18 protein-coding genes and 2 tRNA genes are annotated in these 15,344 nt (G+C 39.8%); 8 read left to right on the top strand and 12 right to left on the bottom strand.

The features are described from left to right. Nucleotides 1-24: 24 nt before the first annotated feature. A complete protein-coding gene (locus EOD41_RS15200) occupies nt 25-381 on the top strand; it encodes a hypothetical protein (protein WP_127706444.1) in 357 nt (118 codons plus the stop codon). A gap of 193 nt (nt 382-574) precedes the next feature. Here EOD41_RS15200 and EOD41_RS15195 read toward each other — a convergent pair whose 3' ends face one another. Further along, nucleotides 575-826: a hypothetical protein gene (locus EOD41_RS15195; protein WP_127706442.1), complete on the bottom strand. Its 252-nt coding sequence runs from the start codon at nt 824-826 to the stop codon at nt 575-577. A gap of 249 nt (nt 827-1,075) precedes the next feature. Between EOD41_RS15195 and EOD41_RS15190 the strand changes: the two genes are divergently transcribed. Beyond that, nucleotides 1,076-1,408, top strand: coding sequence for a hypothetical protein (locus EOD41_RS15190; RefSeq protein ID WP_127706440.1), 333 nt, complete (start codon nt 1,076-1,078; stop codon nt 1,406-1,408). 11 nt (nt 1,409-1,419) lie between these two features. Beyond that, the gene (locus tag EOD41_RS15185; RefSeq protein WP_127706438.1) at nt 1,420-1,788 is read left to right on the top strand and encodes a VOC family protein; all 369 of its coding nucleotides are present in this window, start codon (nt 1,420-1,422) and stop codon (nt 1,786-1,788) included. Between the two features lie 6 nt (nt 1,789-1,794). On the opposite strand, the gene EOD41_RS15180 is transcribed toward EOD41_RS15185, so the two are convergent. Then, nucleotides 1,795-2,343 carry a hypothetical protein gene (locus EOD41_RS15180; protein ID WP_127706436.1) on the bottom strand — a complete coding sequence of 183 codons (549 nt, stop codon included), beginning with the start codon at nt 2,341-2,343 and terminating at the stop codon, nt 1,795-1,797. A gap of 221 nt (nt 2,344-2,564) precedes the next feature. Between EOD41_RS15180 and EOD41_RS15175 the strand changes: the two genes are divergently transcribed. Beyond that, on the top strand, nt 2,565-2,996 hold the full coding sequence (locus EOD41_RS15175; RefSeq protein ID WP_164849950.1) for a terminase small subunit: 432 nt from the start codon (nt 2,565-2,567) through the stop codon (nt 2,994-2,996). Between the two features lie 12 nt (nt 2,997-3,008). Here the strand turns inward: EOD41_RS15175 and EOD41_RS15170 are convergent, their stop codons facing one another. After that, complete coding sequence (locus EOD41_RS15170) at nt 3,009-3,461, bottom strand: hypothetical protein (RefSeq protein WP_127706432.1); 453 nt, start codon at nt 3,459-3,461, stop codon at nt 3,009-3,011. 157 nt (nt 3,462-3,618) lie between these two features. Between EOD41_RS15170 and EOD41_RS15165 the strand changes: the two genes are divergently transcribed. From EOD41_RS15165 to EOD41_RS15150, 4 genes are read left to right on the top strand one after another with little or no spacing between them, the layout of a single operon-like run. After that, nucleotides 3,619-4,833: a PBSX family phage terminase large subunit gene (locus EOD41_RS15165; protein WP_127706430.1), complete on the top strand. Its 1,215-nt coding sequence runs from the start codon at nt 3,619-3,621 to the stop codon at nt 4,831-4,833. Nucleotides 4,834-4,875: 42 nt separating this feature from the next. After that, the gene (locus tag EOD41_RS15160) at nt 4,876-5,577 is read left to right on the top strand and encodes a hypothetical protein (protein ID WP_127706428.1); all 702 of its coding nucleotides are present in this window, start codon (nt 4,876-4,878) and stop codon (nt 5,575-5,577) included. Next, the gene (locus EOD41_RS15155) at nt 5,520-5,717 is read left to right on the top strand and encodes a hypothetical protein (RefSeq protein ID WP_127706426.1); all 198 of its coding nucleotides are present in this window, start codon (nt 5,520-5,522) and stop codon (nt 5,715-5,717) included. Before EOD41_RS15160 ends, EOD41_RS15155 begins: the two co-directional genes overlap by 58 nt. 24 nt (nt 5,718-5,741) lie before the next feature. Continuing rightward, nucleotides 5,742-5,981, top strand: a complete 240-nt coding sequence (locus EOD41_RS15150) for a hypothetical protein (protein WP_127706424.1) — start codon at nt 5,742-5,744, stop codon at nt 5,979-5,981. Here EOD41_RS15150 and EOD41_RS15145 read toward each other — a convergent pair. The 9 genes from EOD41_RS15145 to EOD41_RS15105 all read right to left on the bottom strand — a co-directional run bounded on the left by EOD41_RS15145 (nt 5,978) and on the right by EOD41_RS15105 (nt 15,241). After that, nucleotides 5,978-7,045, bottom strand: coding sequence for an acyltransferase family protein (locus EOD41_RS15145; protein ID WP_127706422.1), 1,068 nt, complete (start codon nt 7,043-7,045; stop codon nt 5,978-5,980). The genes EOD41_RS15150 and EOD41_RS15145 overlap by 4 nt on opposite strands. Before the next feature lie 286 nt (nt 7,046-7,331). Then, nucleotides 7,332-8,156 (bottom strand): MBL fold metallo-hydrolase, encoded by an 825-nt coding sequence (locus tag EOD41_RS15140; protein WP_127706420.1) that lies wholly within the window; start codon nt 8,154-8,156, stop codon nt 7,332-7,334. Between the two features lie 154 nt (nt 8,157-8,310). Then, a complete protein-coding gene (locus tag EOD41_RS15135) occupies nt 8,311-8,961 on the bottom strand; it encodes a class I SAM-dependent methyltransferase (protein WP_127706418.1) in 651 nt (216 codons plus the stop codon). Nucleotides 8,962-9,062: 101 nt separating this feature from the next. Further along, complete coding sequence (locus tag EOD41_RS15130) at nt 9,063-9,452, bottom strand: iron chaperone (protein ID WP_164849949.1); 390 nt, start codon at nt 9,450-9,452, stop codon at nt 9,063-9,065. Nucleotides 9,453-9,463: 11 nt separating this feature from the next. After that, nucleotides 9,464-9,937 carry a VOC family protein gene (locus EOD41_RS15125; protein ID WP_127706414.1) on the bottom strand — a complete coding sequence of 158 codons (474 nt, stop codon included), beginning with the start codon at nt 9,935-9,937 and terminating at the stop codon, nt 9,464-9,466. A gap of 175 nt (nt 9,938-10,112) precedes the next feature. Further along, the gene (locus EOD41_RS15120) at nt 10,113-11,702 is read right to left on the bottom strand and encodes a RagB/SusD family nutrient uptake outer membrane protein (RefSeq protein WP_127706412.1); all 1,590 of its coding nucleotides are present in this window, start codon (nt 11,700-11,702) and stop codon (nt 10,113-10,115) included. Nucleotides 11,703-11,718: 16 nt separating this feature from the next. Continuing rightward, nucleotides 11,719-14,724, bottom strand: a complete 3,006-nt coding sequence (locus EOD41_RS15115) for a SusC/RagA family TonB-linked outer membrane protein (protein WP_127706410.1) — start codon at nt 14,722-14,724, stop codon at nt 11,719-11,721. A gap of 320 nt (nt 14,725-15,044) precedes the next feature. After that, nucleotides 15,045-15,131, bottom strand: a tRNA-Leu gene (locus EOD41_RS15110). A 26-nt stretch (nt 15,132-15,157) separates the two neighbouring features. Next, nucleotides 15,158-15,241, bottom strand: a tRNA-Leu gene (locus tag EOD41_RS15105). Between the last annotated feature and the right edge of the window lie 103 nt (nt 15,242-15,344).

Below are 15,344 nucleotides of genomic sequence, written 5' to 3'. Positions count from 1 at the left end.
AAGGTTTATTATACTTGCAGTGTAATGACAGATGAAGGCATTGTAAAACGGTTAAAAGTAATTGTGGGCGAGAATGGCGGCCAGGTGGGCCTCGCCTCTGCAATCGGTGTCGACCAAGGTTTTATAAGCAAGGTAATTAACCGGAAGCAGGAAATGAGTTACTACCTTATCCGCAAGCTTTGTTTTCAGCTTAAATACTCTCCCGAATGGCTGATACTTGGCACCGGCGATAAAAAAATAAATAAGCCCGATAGTGCTAAACTAATAACCGAAATACAAATGCTGCGTACTGAAGTGGATATTTTACACGCACGCATGCGCACTTACGAAATTGAAATGGCCGAGCTTAGAAACCATATTTCTGATAAGCAGGCAGGCTAATCATCTTTTGAAATTTCTTAATTTTAAGGCAAAAGGCGGCCTGCCCCGGTCTGTTTGTATTGTTACCGCCCTTTGGTTGGGTACGCCAACCAGTATCATAAAGTTATTATGTTACACAGCGAAGAATGCCGCTGGTAAATGCAGAGAATTTCCGGGTGATATAAAATAAAAAAGCCGATAAACGGCTTATATTTTATAATTCGAATACCGGAGTATTATTAGTACTGCCATTTGGCTCGGCAGTAATTTCATGTTTACGTTTATAATATGTAATTCCGGCAGTTAATACTGCTATACATATTAATAATGTAACAACTATAATGATATGGGTACCAGGCATTGCAAATGATGCGGAAGCGCCGGTTAAATACAAACCCATATCGGGTATAAGCAATCCAAAAAGCGGGAAGCTTAAAAAAATCCTGAATTTTATGATATCTTCCATAATCACACTATTTTGTTACTACTTTGCAAATATATATAATAAATTGTTGACATATATACAATAAAATTGTTTTATTGTAAAAAGGGCTATTGTCTCCCTTTTGTCCCCGTGTTTTCACTGTGTTATTGTAGATCAACTATAGGTTAAATCACCTACACTGCAAATATCAGATACCGGTATTGCGTATTTGTTAAATAATCCTAAACAATGACCCCTTATTTTACTTTTATAATTATTGCACTATTACAAATGGTACCCATATTTTTTACAATTGACAACGATTTGCCGGTAATGATAATACCTGATACCCAAGCCCATGTTGATGGTCATCCTGTACTCACATACCGGTACAATGTTTACTATGACGAAGGATTTAATAATAAACAAGAAGAAAGGGAGGATTCACTTCTATTGCAAAGCAAAACTGATCCGGGATACATGGGGCAAATAGTGATTGAAGACCCCGGCCGTTTATTTACTTATATTGCAGACGGAAAAACTGAACTGACAACTGAACAAGTTGAGGAAATCATAGAAAATATCAACCATTACCGCGATCATCCCTCATTATGGCAATATTAATTAGATAAGTTATGAGCACATCATTCCTGGGTTTACGCACTACTATTTATAAGGTACCTGACATGGCTGCAGCTAAAAAGTGGTATAACGCAACTTTTGAAACAGAACCGTATTTTGATGAACCTTTTTACGCAGGTTACAACATCGCCGGTTACGAGTTAGGCCTTCAGCCCGATGAAAGCAGTTCAGGAAATAACGTTGTAACTTACTGGGGTGTAAACGATGTGAATGAGCAATATCAGCGTTTATTATCACTTGGTGCCGAAGCGTTTGAAGAACCACAAAACGTCGGCGGAGAAATTGTTGTTGCTGCAGTAAAAGATCCTTGGGGAAATATTATAGGCCTAATCTATAATCCGGAATTTAAAGTTGCCGGCTGAATAAGGTTAGAATTTAAGGTCGAAACTGCCTGTAACTTTATACATCACCGAATCCTTTATCGCGCCTTTTTCTAAGAAGGTGGTAAATGACCCTTTTGCTTCGATACCTTTTTCCTCTTCTTCTTTATACTTTTTAAGATTGAGTTTACCTAAATCGAGCTTATGAGCTTGCCTGCTTAAGGTGTAGGCTACGGCTTGTGAATCCAGTTTAAAAAGAAGTTGCCCGCCTGCCACAGTAGCTTTGGTTTTATTAACCGCCGCTCCGGCGCCGCTGATTCCAAAACTTACAGTGTGCGCTTTATTTATGGCGGTAATACCAAAATATTCGCTTCCGGCAGTATCAACTTTTATGAATGCAATGCTATCAACAGCGGCATCAAAAGTATAAGTGCTGTCTTCAAGCACTACTTTTAACTTACCTTCGGTAGCTAAAAAACTTCCGATGGAAGATGAAATAGCAGTTGAATCAGTTTTTTTATCAACAAAAGCATTCAGGTCTTCATCTTTACGACAAGAAGAAAGCACTGCTGTACCCAGCAGAAATATTGTCAGCATAAAATGAGTAAACCTCTTTATATTCATACCTGCAGATGAATTTCTATAAAAGTAACAATTACTATCTGACATTAGCAAGCAAATTATTTGCCAGCCTTGTTTTTAACATTATTTAACGAGGATATTTCTGTTTCAATAAAATTTTCTTTGAAATGCCAAAATCATTAGCAATTATTCGTATATTTGTATTCCTGGTTGTTCAACCGATAATCCTTTACCTTATGAATTCTTGTTTTACTTCTGCAGGGAAACTGCGGACAAAAATTTGCGCCTATTTTAAAAACCTGAAAAAGGCATCTCCTGAAATTAACGATACAAGTACCAAAACCAACGCTTCAGTTAAAGCTGACAGTCCTGCAACCATTAGCGGACTAATGCTGCATTTAGGTTTTAACAGCCGCAAAGAATATGACGAATATGAAAAGAACGGCGAATTTAGGGATATATTGAAACGCGCACGCTTACGCATAGAAGCTGAATATGAAAAGAAGCTTCATTATCAATCATCAACCGGGGCCATATTTGCGCTTAAAAATTTAGGATGGAATGACCGTGAAGAAAATGAGAGCTTTAATGGTGCTGTAACCCTGAGTATCGAAATAGTGAACAGCCCGCATAACCCGGCCTCTGCCGAAAATGAAGTGGCATTATAATATACCTGCAAGTTAAATCTTAACGAACACAATAGTTTCATTTTTCACATATTCAACACCTTCAACTATATAATTTGCCGAAGTGTATACTGTTAAAGATGTGGTGCTAATGCTATCAATTGTATACTTTGTTGTAACTGTAGTATTACCTCCATTCTGGTATTGAATAAGCGTAATTGTAGGGTCATCATAAACAAAATTAAAATTACTTTTAAAGTAATCAAGCTCAGGCCTTGAGGTTGATGCGCCGCCGGTACCGTCTGCATTAAAAATAATATAGTCGGCTGTTGTGAAGTTTCCGTCACCCAAAGCTATTGATGATATTAATGCATCATCTTTAAAAATCTTTTGAGTATAGCTCTTCATTTGCCATTTACCCAGTATAGTAACGGGCTGAACCGTTCTTTTTGAGCAAGCTGCAAGCAAACATATAACCATCATGGCTAAAAAGGCTTTGTAACGCATAGGTTTAATATAAATTGGTTTTGTTTGCAATATACTCATCAACCGTAATAAATTAAAATGCTAAAAATATTTGCAATCAAATCTAAGTTTTTGTATCTTTACATGAGTTGTATGCCAAAAGGCATATTAAACATAAACCCATTTATCACTCTTACCTGTGAAAACTTCAATCGTATTTTCATGTAATTACTATGCGCATTCGCACGTGGTAGTTAATCAGGGTGGTACCAACTCGGGTAAAACATATAGTATATTACAAGTACTGTTTTGCAAGGCTGCCCTTGTGTCTAAATCAATAGTAACTATAGTAGGTCAGGATATCCCTAACCTTAAAGCCGGAGCTATTAGGGATGCATTAAACATCTACTCAAGCGAACCTGCTTTTATAAAAGCGGTAAAAAATCATAATAAAACCGACAGAATATTTGAGTTCCACAATGGTAGTATTATTGAGTTTAAAAGCTATGATAATGCACAGGATGCCAAGTCGGGTAAGCGCGATTACCTGTTTATTAACGAAGCCAACGGCATAAGCTGGGATATATATACTGAGCTTGCATTACGTACAAAGCGGCGCATTTATATAGACTATAACCCTAACGCCGCCTTTTGGGTGCATGACAATTTGTTAGGCAAACCTGATGTACAGCTGATTATTTCAGACCATCGCCATAATCCATTTACTGATGAGCATGTACGCCATAAGGTGGAATCTTTAAAAGAAACTGATATTGAACTTTGGCGAGTATATGCCCGGGGGCTCACCGGCAAAATAACAGGGCTGATATTTAAAAACTGGAACATATGTAACCAGATTCCACCGAATGCGAAACTTATAGCAGCCGGGCTCGACTTTGGTTTCACAAATGATGAAACCGCTTGTTTACAAGTTTTTAAGCAGAACGGCGAACTTTGGGTTGATGAAATATTGTATGAAACAGCGTTAACAAATATTGAAATAGCTGAAAAATTGTACAAAGCAGGACTTCAAAAAAAACATGAGCTGATTGCCGACAGCGCCGAACCTAAATCAATAGAAGAACTGCGCCGGCTTGGATGGAACATAACTTCCGCCCGCAAAGGGCCCGATAGTGTAAAAAACTCCATTGATATTTTACAGCGTTACAAGATCAACATAACCGTTCGGAGTATTAATTTACGTAGTGAGCTAAGCCGGTATAAGTGGAAAACAGACCGAAGCGGAAAAACACTTAACGAACCCGTTGACGCGTGGAACCACCTTATTGATGCGCTGCGTTATGTTGCTCTTAACAAATTGCGGATTAGCGGAAATGGTAAGCTACGTACCAGGCTACCACAAACAATCGGTGACAGCCACTTCGACGATTTGCAAATTAAAGGTATGCTGTAAGAATGCACTATTCCAACTAACCAATTAATTGGGTAACACATTATGATAAAAAAAACAGTTAAAACCATTACCGGGAAGCTTTCTATAAGTATTCCTCAACATTTGGGCGATATAACACTTGGCCAGATGATAGCCTTACAGGAACTTACAGATTCTGACGACATAAAAACGCTGAGTATACTTTCTGGTATACCTGCCGATGAACTTAAGCAGGTGAACAATGCTGATGAACTGAGCGATTTAGGAAGCCAGGTACTATTGTTAGCATATCAAATGAAAAACTTATATGATAGCGAGGCAATACCTGAAAAGATCACTTTTTTATTTGAAGGAAAAACTAAGCACATCAATGTAATCAAAAACCTTTCTGTAGAGCCTGCAGGTGCTTTTATGGCAGCCCGTGATATTATATCAGATGAGATATCTGCCCATATAAAAAAGTATGGAGAATATAACTGGGAAGAGAACTTTAATCCTTCGTTAAACACTTGCTGCCAAATACTGGCTCATTACTTTTATTGCCGTGTTACGGATAAACCATATAATGAATACGCCATTGAAGCCTTTACCGAAACCATTAAAACTTTACGGGTAACGGAGGCTCTGCCCATTTCAAAGCATTTTTTTACGAGTTATCCCGGCTTTTTGAAACCGAAAACCGGCTTTTGGCATCGCGCCCGACAGCTATGGAACAACGCGCGGGAATACAATCGTTTGAAAAATTTAAATACATCAACACAATAAACGCGCTTGCCGGAGGAGACATTACCAAATGGGATATTATTTTAAATACCCCATATAACCGTGTACTTACCAAGCTTTTGCTCAACAAAACTGAAGCCGAGTATCAGCGTAAATACAGTGAGCTAATAAGCAGCAGCTAATAATTATCCATTAAAACTATACCTATGCCTATACGTAACCATGTAGAGGCCATTGTGCATTTGCTTAACGAAAATTTGGGCTTTGCATATGGCACTGCTAATGAACTGAACTTAACAGCCGATTCAACAATCTTTCCATGTGCGTTTATGTACCCGTTACAACCGGTGATACTATCACCACAAATTAACGGCGCTGTTGACAACACTTATACTGTTAGTGTTTTACAAAGGGAAGTCACTGAAATAAAAAAAAATAATTTTTAAGCTTTATTAATTTTCAAAAAGCTTTTTAACCTTATTTGAATTTCAAGCTTATTCATCGTTGAAAGCTTTTTACCAAACTTCAGAACAGGATTCTCAATAAAATGCCATGACAATGCTCCTAAGACAATAACAACCGGCATTGTTATAAGCAAACTTTTAAACGGAGTTATTGCGGGCAAATAACATGCAATTGTTTGTTGTACTAAAAATCCATAGATATAAATTCCGTAGGAATAATCGCCCGGGAGATTTATATTTTTTAGAAAATTAGAGGCACCAAGTGTTAACACGTTATAAATTATAGCAATTTGTGCAAATGGAATTACATACCTTAACGCTAAATTTTTGTATACAATAATAGATATGATCAATAATATTATGGCTACTTTGTAATCAAGATATATATATTTTTTAAAGAAATAGCTAACGCTTCCCATTAAAAAAAGCATATAAAGTATTATACTATTTGGATTAACTTCCCAAAAATTTAAAGTAGTGCTAAACAGGTACAGAGCTACCAATATATAGCTTACAATCATTAACCATTTATTTTTAAAAACACCTAAACAACCTAAAATAAATACAATTGAATAACATTTCAATTCCATAGGTATTGTCCAAAGTGAGTTGTTAACAATTCCAGGTACGTGGTTCTCAGTAAATACACCCGGTAAATAATATTTTAGATTAAATATCAAACTATTACTAATCATGTATTTCCATGTAATTATATCGGTAAAATATCTATATAAAGAAACTTTAGTTACAATAGGACCTATTAAAAATACTGTAAATAAGGTACAAACAATAAGCGCCGGCCATAAACGACAAACACGCATAATAATAAATGAAAGGCGTGTTTTGGAATGATCAAAACTTGAGGTAATAAACAAGCCACTTAAGAAGAAAAAAACCCATAATCTAAGATAGCCTGTTTCAATCATTTGAAAATTATTAGGAAACAAAACCGTCGAATGATTAACTATCACCATAGATGCAGTAATCAGGCGAATTAAGCCATAATTATTATTACCTCGGACTATAGCGGTAGATAATGTTTTCATTATTATGATTGATAACTGGCGAATCCTAATATAAGATTATATCTAATAATTGACAAATTAGCCTCAACTCAACATCTCTTATTATAGAGAGGTTTTTGCTCTTTAAAATAAGCTATTTGCCTTATTTCTCAAATTTATATTTTGGATGTTTTCAATCACATAATGGCTTTAGTAGTCAAGCAATAATATAAGGCTGCAAGTCCATTGTTTATCAAACCAATTAAGATGAGGTATGGGATTAAGCGCCGGATTAATTCCCAACTAAACTATGTTAACTTACTAATGATTAAAATAATAAATACTGCCTAGCCAGCTCATCATTCGGAATTGCAATATGTTCTACTGGAGCCTTACCAGACACTTTATAAACCTGAGTTTCTTTAAACCTTGATGCCACTACAATTTGCGTATTACCGGCATGCTGAGTAAATAGTTGATGTACCAAGTCGGGGCAATTGTTATCTTTTGAAAGGTGCGCCAGTAGTAAATGGCTCATAAAAGAAGGCCGGTGATCTAAAAATAATCTTAGCGCCTGCGTATTTGAAAGGTGGCCTTTACCACCGCTGATGCGGCGTTTTAAAAAGTAAGGGTAGCGTCCGCTTGCCAGCATCTGCTCATCATAATTGGCTTCAAGAAAAGCGGCGTGGCATTGTTTAAAGTAGCGTACAAGATTATCGCAGGGTGCGCCCAAATCGGTAAATACACCTATGGTTATGCCATTGCAGGCTACGGTAAAACTATGCGGATGGGCGGCATCATGCAGCTTAGAAAAAGGTGTTATCACCAGGTCGCCGATGGTTATGGGTACATGGTCGGCAAAATTTACCACACAATCAAGCATCAGCCGGCCGTGCAGCATGGTTGCAGGCGTAATGTAAACAGGCAATTTATATTTCCGGCACAAAACGGCTACGCCGCTTATATGGTCGCTGTGCTCGTGCGAAATAAATATCGCCTTAACCTTATTCATGCTGAGGCCGATGCGTGCCATACGGCGTTCAACCTCGCGGCAGGAAATGCCCACGTCAATCAGCACCGCCTCGTTGCTGTTGCCCACATAGTAACAGTTACCGTTACTGCCCGAATTCAATGATGCGATAAATAATGACATGCGTACTGCAAAGTAACAGTTTTTGCAGTTATCGTGATAATAATTTTAGCAAAAAGAAAAGTGTACCTAAAGGCGTTTATCCTAACTTAATGGTACCATAATACATCTTGTTATTTAGTATTAGAGATGTTGAAATAAATTCAGCATTACAGCTTTATTTCTTTTCGGCAACAAGTATATAGTGGTTAAATAAAAATTCTTTTTTGATAAGCTCGGTTTGCATAATAGTGCAGCCTAAGCGGGTAAGCATTTGCTCATATTCAGCCAGATCATACTGATGGGGGTGAAGTATATCGGCAGGCTGCATCCTGAAAATGTGTTTAAAAAACTGATGATTATGCGCGTCAATAGAAACCACGATCTTGCCGCCCGGTTTGGCGCATTTGTAAAGCGTTAAAAATGCTTCATCCAACTGCGAAACATGGTTTATGGCATTCATGCAGAACACCACATCAACCGGTTCGGTACAGGTAAAGGCCTCAAGCGTTTGAGTATGGAAGGTTGCATAAGGGTACATTTCCGGCTTAAAATGGGGCAGGGTAGCGCTATAGGTATCAAGCAAAGGGTCAACCGCGGTTACTTTGTATTTATCAAGCACAATAAAGATACCTGCGGGGCCGCAGCCGGCATCCAGAATTGACTGACCAGGCTGCATACCTAATTTGCCGCCAATACTGTCAAGCACATTCTTCCAGTAGTTTTTTTTCCATTCAAGGTATGTGGCAACGTCTTTATGGGCGAGGTACTTTTTCCACCAGCGGGCTTCAAATAGCTGGGCAACACGCCAGCGCAATGTTTTTACCATTAAGCAGGATTATCCGGTTATCAAAAAGCCGAAACTACATTTTTTTATCAACTAATTGCAACCGGGATAATGTTTTTACAATGGAATCCGGAAGATTAGTGTTATTTCGCTTTTTTCTTTTTTGCTGAAGCTTTTTCCTCGTTTTGTTTAGCTCGAAAGGCTACTGCTTTACGTATTAGTTGCTCGGGTAGTGCGTCATCAGGTTCAAAGTGGATGGTGGAGCCGGTGATCTTTAAGTCTTTAATGTCCGCCTTCAATTGTTTAAGCAAAGGCGGACTCATAGCGTATAAGCTGCAATATTTTTTGGTTACGCCAATAGCCATCAGCATATAATAATGGAAGCATGGCACACCGTAACTCATCATCTCTTTTGCATCAGGCAATTCCGATTTTATGATAGTACGCAGCTTTTCCAGCTGCGGTCTGAATGCGGGAGCTTGTTGTGCAATATACTCATCAACAGTGCCGGGGGCTTCAGCTGCTTTTTTCATCGCCATAGTAATCAGCTGTTATAGGCTTCTTCAATTTTAGCTATGTCTATCTTGCGCATCTGCAACATGGCTTGCATCACTTTTTTCGCCTTTTCCTTGTCTTTATCCTTCATCCGGTTTATCAGCGCGGTTGGTGTTATTTGCCATGATAAACCAAACTTATCTTTAAGCCAGCCGCACATACTTTCCTGACCACCGCCCGCTGTAAGGTTATCCCAGTAATGATCTACCTCTTCCTGTGTATCGCAGTACACCACAAATGAAACCGACTCGTTAAACTTAAAATGCGGACCACCGTTAAGCGCCATAAAGGTGATATCATTAAGCCTGAATTCAGCCGTCATTACAGTACCTTCGGGCATGGGACCATTGGCCGGGTAACGCGATATATTTAATATCTCCGAATCTTTAAATATTGATGTGTAAAAGTTCATGGCTTCTTCGGCTTCGTTATTAAACCAAAGGCAGGCTGTCATCTTTTTCATAGGTATGATTTATAATGGTTTTTAAATTTCAACTATACAAACATACAAGTGAATAAGTACTTAAGCCATGTGCAAAAGCGACAATTGAAGGGGTGTGTTGCGACATTATGTTTTTAAAACAACAAAGCCCCGGGTATGCAGGGCTTCGAACATTAAATAATAAACAATCACTATATTAATTATAACCGGTATTTTGTGTCAAATTTGGATTAGCAACAAGGTCTGACAGCGGAACAGGAAATACATCACGATACTCCTCAAAGCTTTTGCCCTCTTTTACATTGCCCTTCCATGGCCACATATAAGCGCTGCCGCTGAACTTTTTAAAACGGATCAGATCGGTACGGCGCTGTCCCTCCCACATAAACTCGCGGCCTCTTTCCTGAATCATGAAATCAAGCGTAAGCTGACCGGCGGTAATATTGCCTGCTGTATTACCTTTAAAAGCGCGGGTACGTACAAGGTTCACATATTCAATGGCTTGTGCGGCAGAGCCCCCGGTGCCGCCACGTAATACCGCTTCGGCATACATAAGGTAAGCATCAGACAAACGGAACATTGGAAAATCAGTATCTACAAACACTTTCGCAGGATCTGACCCTGGTGCGCCGGTTGAGGTAACATTTTTCCACTTGGTTATCGGATAACCATCAGCGAAGTTTGAAATAGTAGTTATGTCGATATTCTGTCCGCTTGAATGAAATAACGCGCGGCTGTCGGTAGTATATGTCCCGGCAAACTGCTCAACTACAGGCCTTGTTGTACGCAAGCCATACCATCCGCCATCGATACCAAATGTTTTAACATCCATGTTACCTCCAACAGGAGCATGTACCAGGTAGGTTGTACCGTTATAGGTTTTCATGTTTACAGCATCAGCCGGAATGGTAAAGATGATTTCGTTTGTACGAAGGTTGTTATCGGCCAAAAATAAGTTCTGGTACGTAGGTTCAAGGCTGTAGCCTGCGTTTATTATTTTGGTGCAATAGGTAATGGCATCGGTATATCGGGCAGTGCCTGTGTACACCGCGGCGTTCAGGTAAAGTTTGGCCAGAAGCATCCAGGCGGCGGCCCTGTCAACGCGCGGATACTCATTAGTGCGCGGCTCAGGCAGTTCATTTTCAATAGCTTTAAGCTCGCTTTCAATGTAGTTAAATAATTCAGTACGGCTGCCCTGTTTGGGAAAGAACGCTCCCACCGGATCGTTTTCGGTTATAAACGGCATTTTGCCATACATATCAATGCCATGCCAGTAAGCGAAAGCACGTAGAAAACGGGCTTCGGCACGAAACTCATGCGTAGTTTCCACATCAGCACCTGTAATACCATTTGCAGCAAGCTTTTCGTCGGTAGTATTACGTAAAAACTCATTTGAATACATTATCTGGAGCATAATACGGTTGTACATCGCGCCTATAAGCAAGTTTTGGGATGTCCAGTCTGACTGATGCAATGGGAGCAGGTAATTGTCATTCCAGGCTATTACAGCCTCATCAGTGGTGAGTTCCTGCATTTGCCACCAGCCACGTATATAGCCAACGTCAACACCACCAATATCAGGGTTGCCATCGCCCGAGCCTTGCCCGGTTAAAGCCAATGCACCATAGCATTTTGCCAATACGCTTTTATAATTTTTAAAATCGGTATACACACTTGCCGATGTTACATCGTAAAACGGCTTGCGGTCAAGGTCTTTTGTACATGATGACAACATTAACAATGTCGCTCCCGATAATATTAAGGTTTTTATATAATTGATTTTCATTGCTCTTCTGCTTGTATTAAAATCCAACATTTACTCCAACCGAGTATATCCGCGGACGGGGATATACATTTACATCAATACCGTTATTGGTAATCTCTGGGTCGAGGCCCGAATAGCCTGAGATCAGGAACACATTCTGCACGTTTGCCTGCAGCGCCAGTGTTAAATTATTGCTTACTTTACCAAAGTTGTAAACTAAGTTTGCGTTATCTATCCGCAAAAAAGAGGCTTTCTCAACATAGATATCTGAATATTGCTGGTTGGTTAAAAAGCGGGTATCCCTTATGCTGCCCGATGCATTACCCAAAAAGTTGGCAAATGCCAAAGCCGAACCATTGCCTGTACCCGCGGCTATACTGTTATAATTATAACCACCCAGGTTTGAGCGTAGGGTGAACGATAACGTGGCTTTTTTGAAAGTAAGATTATTGGTAAAGCCCAGCAGTACGTCGGGGTAATATGATTTATAGTGATAAAAATCGCCTTCGCCGCCACCCTTGCCGTCACCATCCAGATCAGCGTATTGGCCTTCAAGTGGTTTGCCATCTTCGCCGTAAAGCTGTTTTTTTACATAATAGGTAAAAGGGGCATAGCCAACAGTATTATATTGTAGTGATTCACCCGTAAAACTGGTAGATATTGGCACCCCAACCGGGTCATCAACCCCGGTAAGGGTAAGATTGGTTACTTTGTTGTCGTAATGCGTCGCGTTAAAATTGAAGCTCCAGTTAAAGTTTTTGGTTTTTAGAGCATTTACATTTATGTTAAACTCAATGCCTTTTGCTTCAATATTACCAACATTGGTGGTCAGCAGGTTTTTAAAGTTTGAACCTGCCGGTGGGGCAACCACGCTTATCAGGTCATTGGTTTTTTTAATAAAGTAGTCGATGCTACCATATATCCGATTGTTTGCAAAACCATAATCAAGCCCTATGTTATATTGCGAGGTTTCTTCCCATTTTATATTTTCATCATAGGCATCGGGACGTAGCATGGTGTACCAGGTATCGCCAAATGGGTACAAAGAACCTGTAGCACTTTGGTTGTATTTGGCCAAATACGGATAATCGTTACTTACAATGTCCTGCTGGCCGGTTTTACCATAACCAAGGCGTAATTTCAGGTCAGATACTGTTGTTGAATTCTCCAGAAATGCTTCTTTATTAACACTCCAGGCAAAAGCTGCTGATGGAAAATACCCCCACCTGTTATCCTTACTAAACCTTGAAGATCCGTCGGCACGCATGGTTGCAGTTAATGCATAACGGTCTTTAAAGCTATAATTTACCCTACCAAAATACGAAATCATCGTGTTTTGTGTTTTGGAGGGATTTGCCACTACGTCAGGGTTTGTATTGGTTTTTATAACCATGCCCGGGGTATTGCGCAGCCAGTCCTGGTAGCTGTAACCTGCCGTTACATCAATATGGCTTTGTATAGCCGACAGGTCTTTTGCGTAGTTCAGGTAAAAATCCATCAGCTTATTCTTTTTATCCTGCCAGTAATAAGACAGCTGACCCTTTGTTGCGTAAACTGATGCCAGGGTTGGGTAAAACGCGTCGCGGCCATCACTTTCAGAAATATCATAGCCCAAATTCAGATTAGCATGAAGTTCAGGCAGAAAATGGAACTTGTAATCTAACTGAAGATTACCCAGGCTGCGGTTGGCTTTGCTGGTGTTTATTTCCTGCAGAAGCATGCTTAATGGGTTTTTAGTTGCCAGTAACACCGGCGTACCGTTCGGGTCAACCCATTCAAAATAGCCGCCCAGGTGATAATTGGTTGCTGACGTTGGCTGAGACGCATCATAAACGTTAGGTGCATAAACCGGTTGTGTTGGGTTAAAGGCGATGGCCGCTCCGATGGCGCCGTTGTTTGCAAATCTTGATTTGGTTAATGTACCCTTAATGTTTATATTCACGCTAAGGTGGTTGTTAAAAAATTTGGGGTTGATATTCAAGGCACCACTTATACGGTTGAAGTTTGAGGTTTTTAATATCCCATCTTCATCCAGGTAACCAACCGATAGCCTGTAAGGCAACCATTTTACACCACCACTAAAGCTTACGGTATTATCAGTTTTAAAAGCTTGCTGATAAATAGCATCCTGCCAGTTTGTGTTAGCGTTACCTATATAAGCCAAACTTGCCGGGTTACCCTTGCCCGATTTTACGTACTCGCCCAGCGCGTATTTATACTCCTGTGCGTTAAGCACATCCACTATACCGATTTTGTTTGAAAGCGATTGCAGCGTATTAAACTCAGCCTTTACATTACCACCTGAAGCTCCTTTTTTTGTAGTGATGATAACAACACCATTTGAAGCACGGTTACCATAAATGGCAGCTGCCGATGCATCCTTTTGTATGGTTATCGATTCGATATCCTGCTGGTTGATGGTGCTTAGAGGGTTTGCCAAACCCGCAATACCGTTGTTATCAACCGGTACCCCGTCAATTACAAACAGCGGATCGTTACTTGCATTTAGTGACGCACCACCCCTAATAAGGATACGCGTGCTTGCGCCGGGCGCACCACCGCTTGACAGCACCTGTACACCAGCCACTTTACCCGCAATTAATTGCTCAGGGTTCGTTACCGAGCCTTTATTAAAATCTTTGGTTGTAACGGTAGATATTGAGCCGGTTACATCAGTTTTACGCAACGTGCCATACCCTACAATAACTACCTCATCAAGTGACGTTGCCGACTGCTTTAGCGAAAAGTTAACGATTGTTGCAGCGTTGTTTACGGTGACACTAAGTGTTTGCGTTGCAAAGCCTATAAACTGCGCCTTTAAATTGTATGTCCCGTTACTTATATTTTTAATGATATAATAACCGTTACCATCGGTGGATGCGGCAATTGAGGTACCTTCAACAGCTATGGTGGTTCCGGGTACGGGCAAGCCTACATCATCAAGAACGCGGCCGGTTATGCTTCCTGTTTGCCCAAACACCGTAACAGCGCTAAATATGAGCAAACACAAAATACAATAAATCTTGTAGTAGATTTTCTTCATAATTTGATTCTGGTTTGTAAAAGTTTTATAAATAACCCGGCTACTTAAACCGGTTATGTTTAGCTTTAATTGGTTGGATATGAAATCAAATGTATGCGGACTTGTATATGCAAAAAATGCTTAAAATGGAATTATAGTGGGGAATATTGGACAGGAACCACTGTTATAGAGAAATAACAGTTAATATTATCAAGTTAAGCAAAGGTGCTATTAATTTAACAATCTAATGTTATAACACGTAAAGTGATAATGGACTAAGTGAGATGGGATCTTTAAAAACAATCACATTCAAATCATTAGAAAGAGGCTATTGTTTAAAGTGGTGCCCGGGACGAGATTCGAACTCGTACATCCTTACGAATGCCACCCCCTCAAGATGGTGCGTCTACCAATTTCGCCACCCGGGCTTTACTTTGTAGAATGTTTAATGGGGTGCCCGAGGAGAGACTCGAACTCTCAAGAGACAATTCTCAACGGCTTCTGAGACCGCAACGTTTACCAATTTCGCCACCCGGGCCGGTTGTAAAAGACATAAGCCTTATGCAACGGGCTGCAAATATATAAGTTTTACAATTTCGACTGAAATTATTATTAAATTATAAGATCATGATTAAATTGCT

The organism is Mucilaginibacter limnophilus, from assembly GCF_004005815.1.
Taxonomy (GTDB): Bacteria; Bacteroidota; Bacteroidia; order Sphingobacteriales; family Sphingobacteriaceae; genus Mucilaginibacter; species Mucilaginibacter limnophilus.
This window is presented reverse-complemented; position numbering and strand designations above follow the sequence as displayed.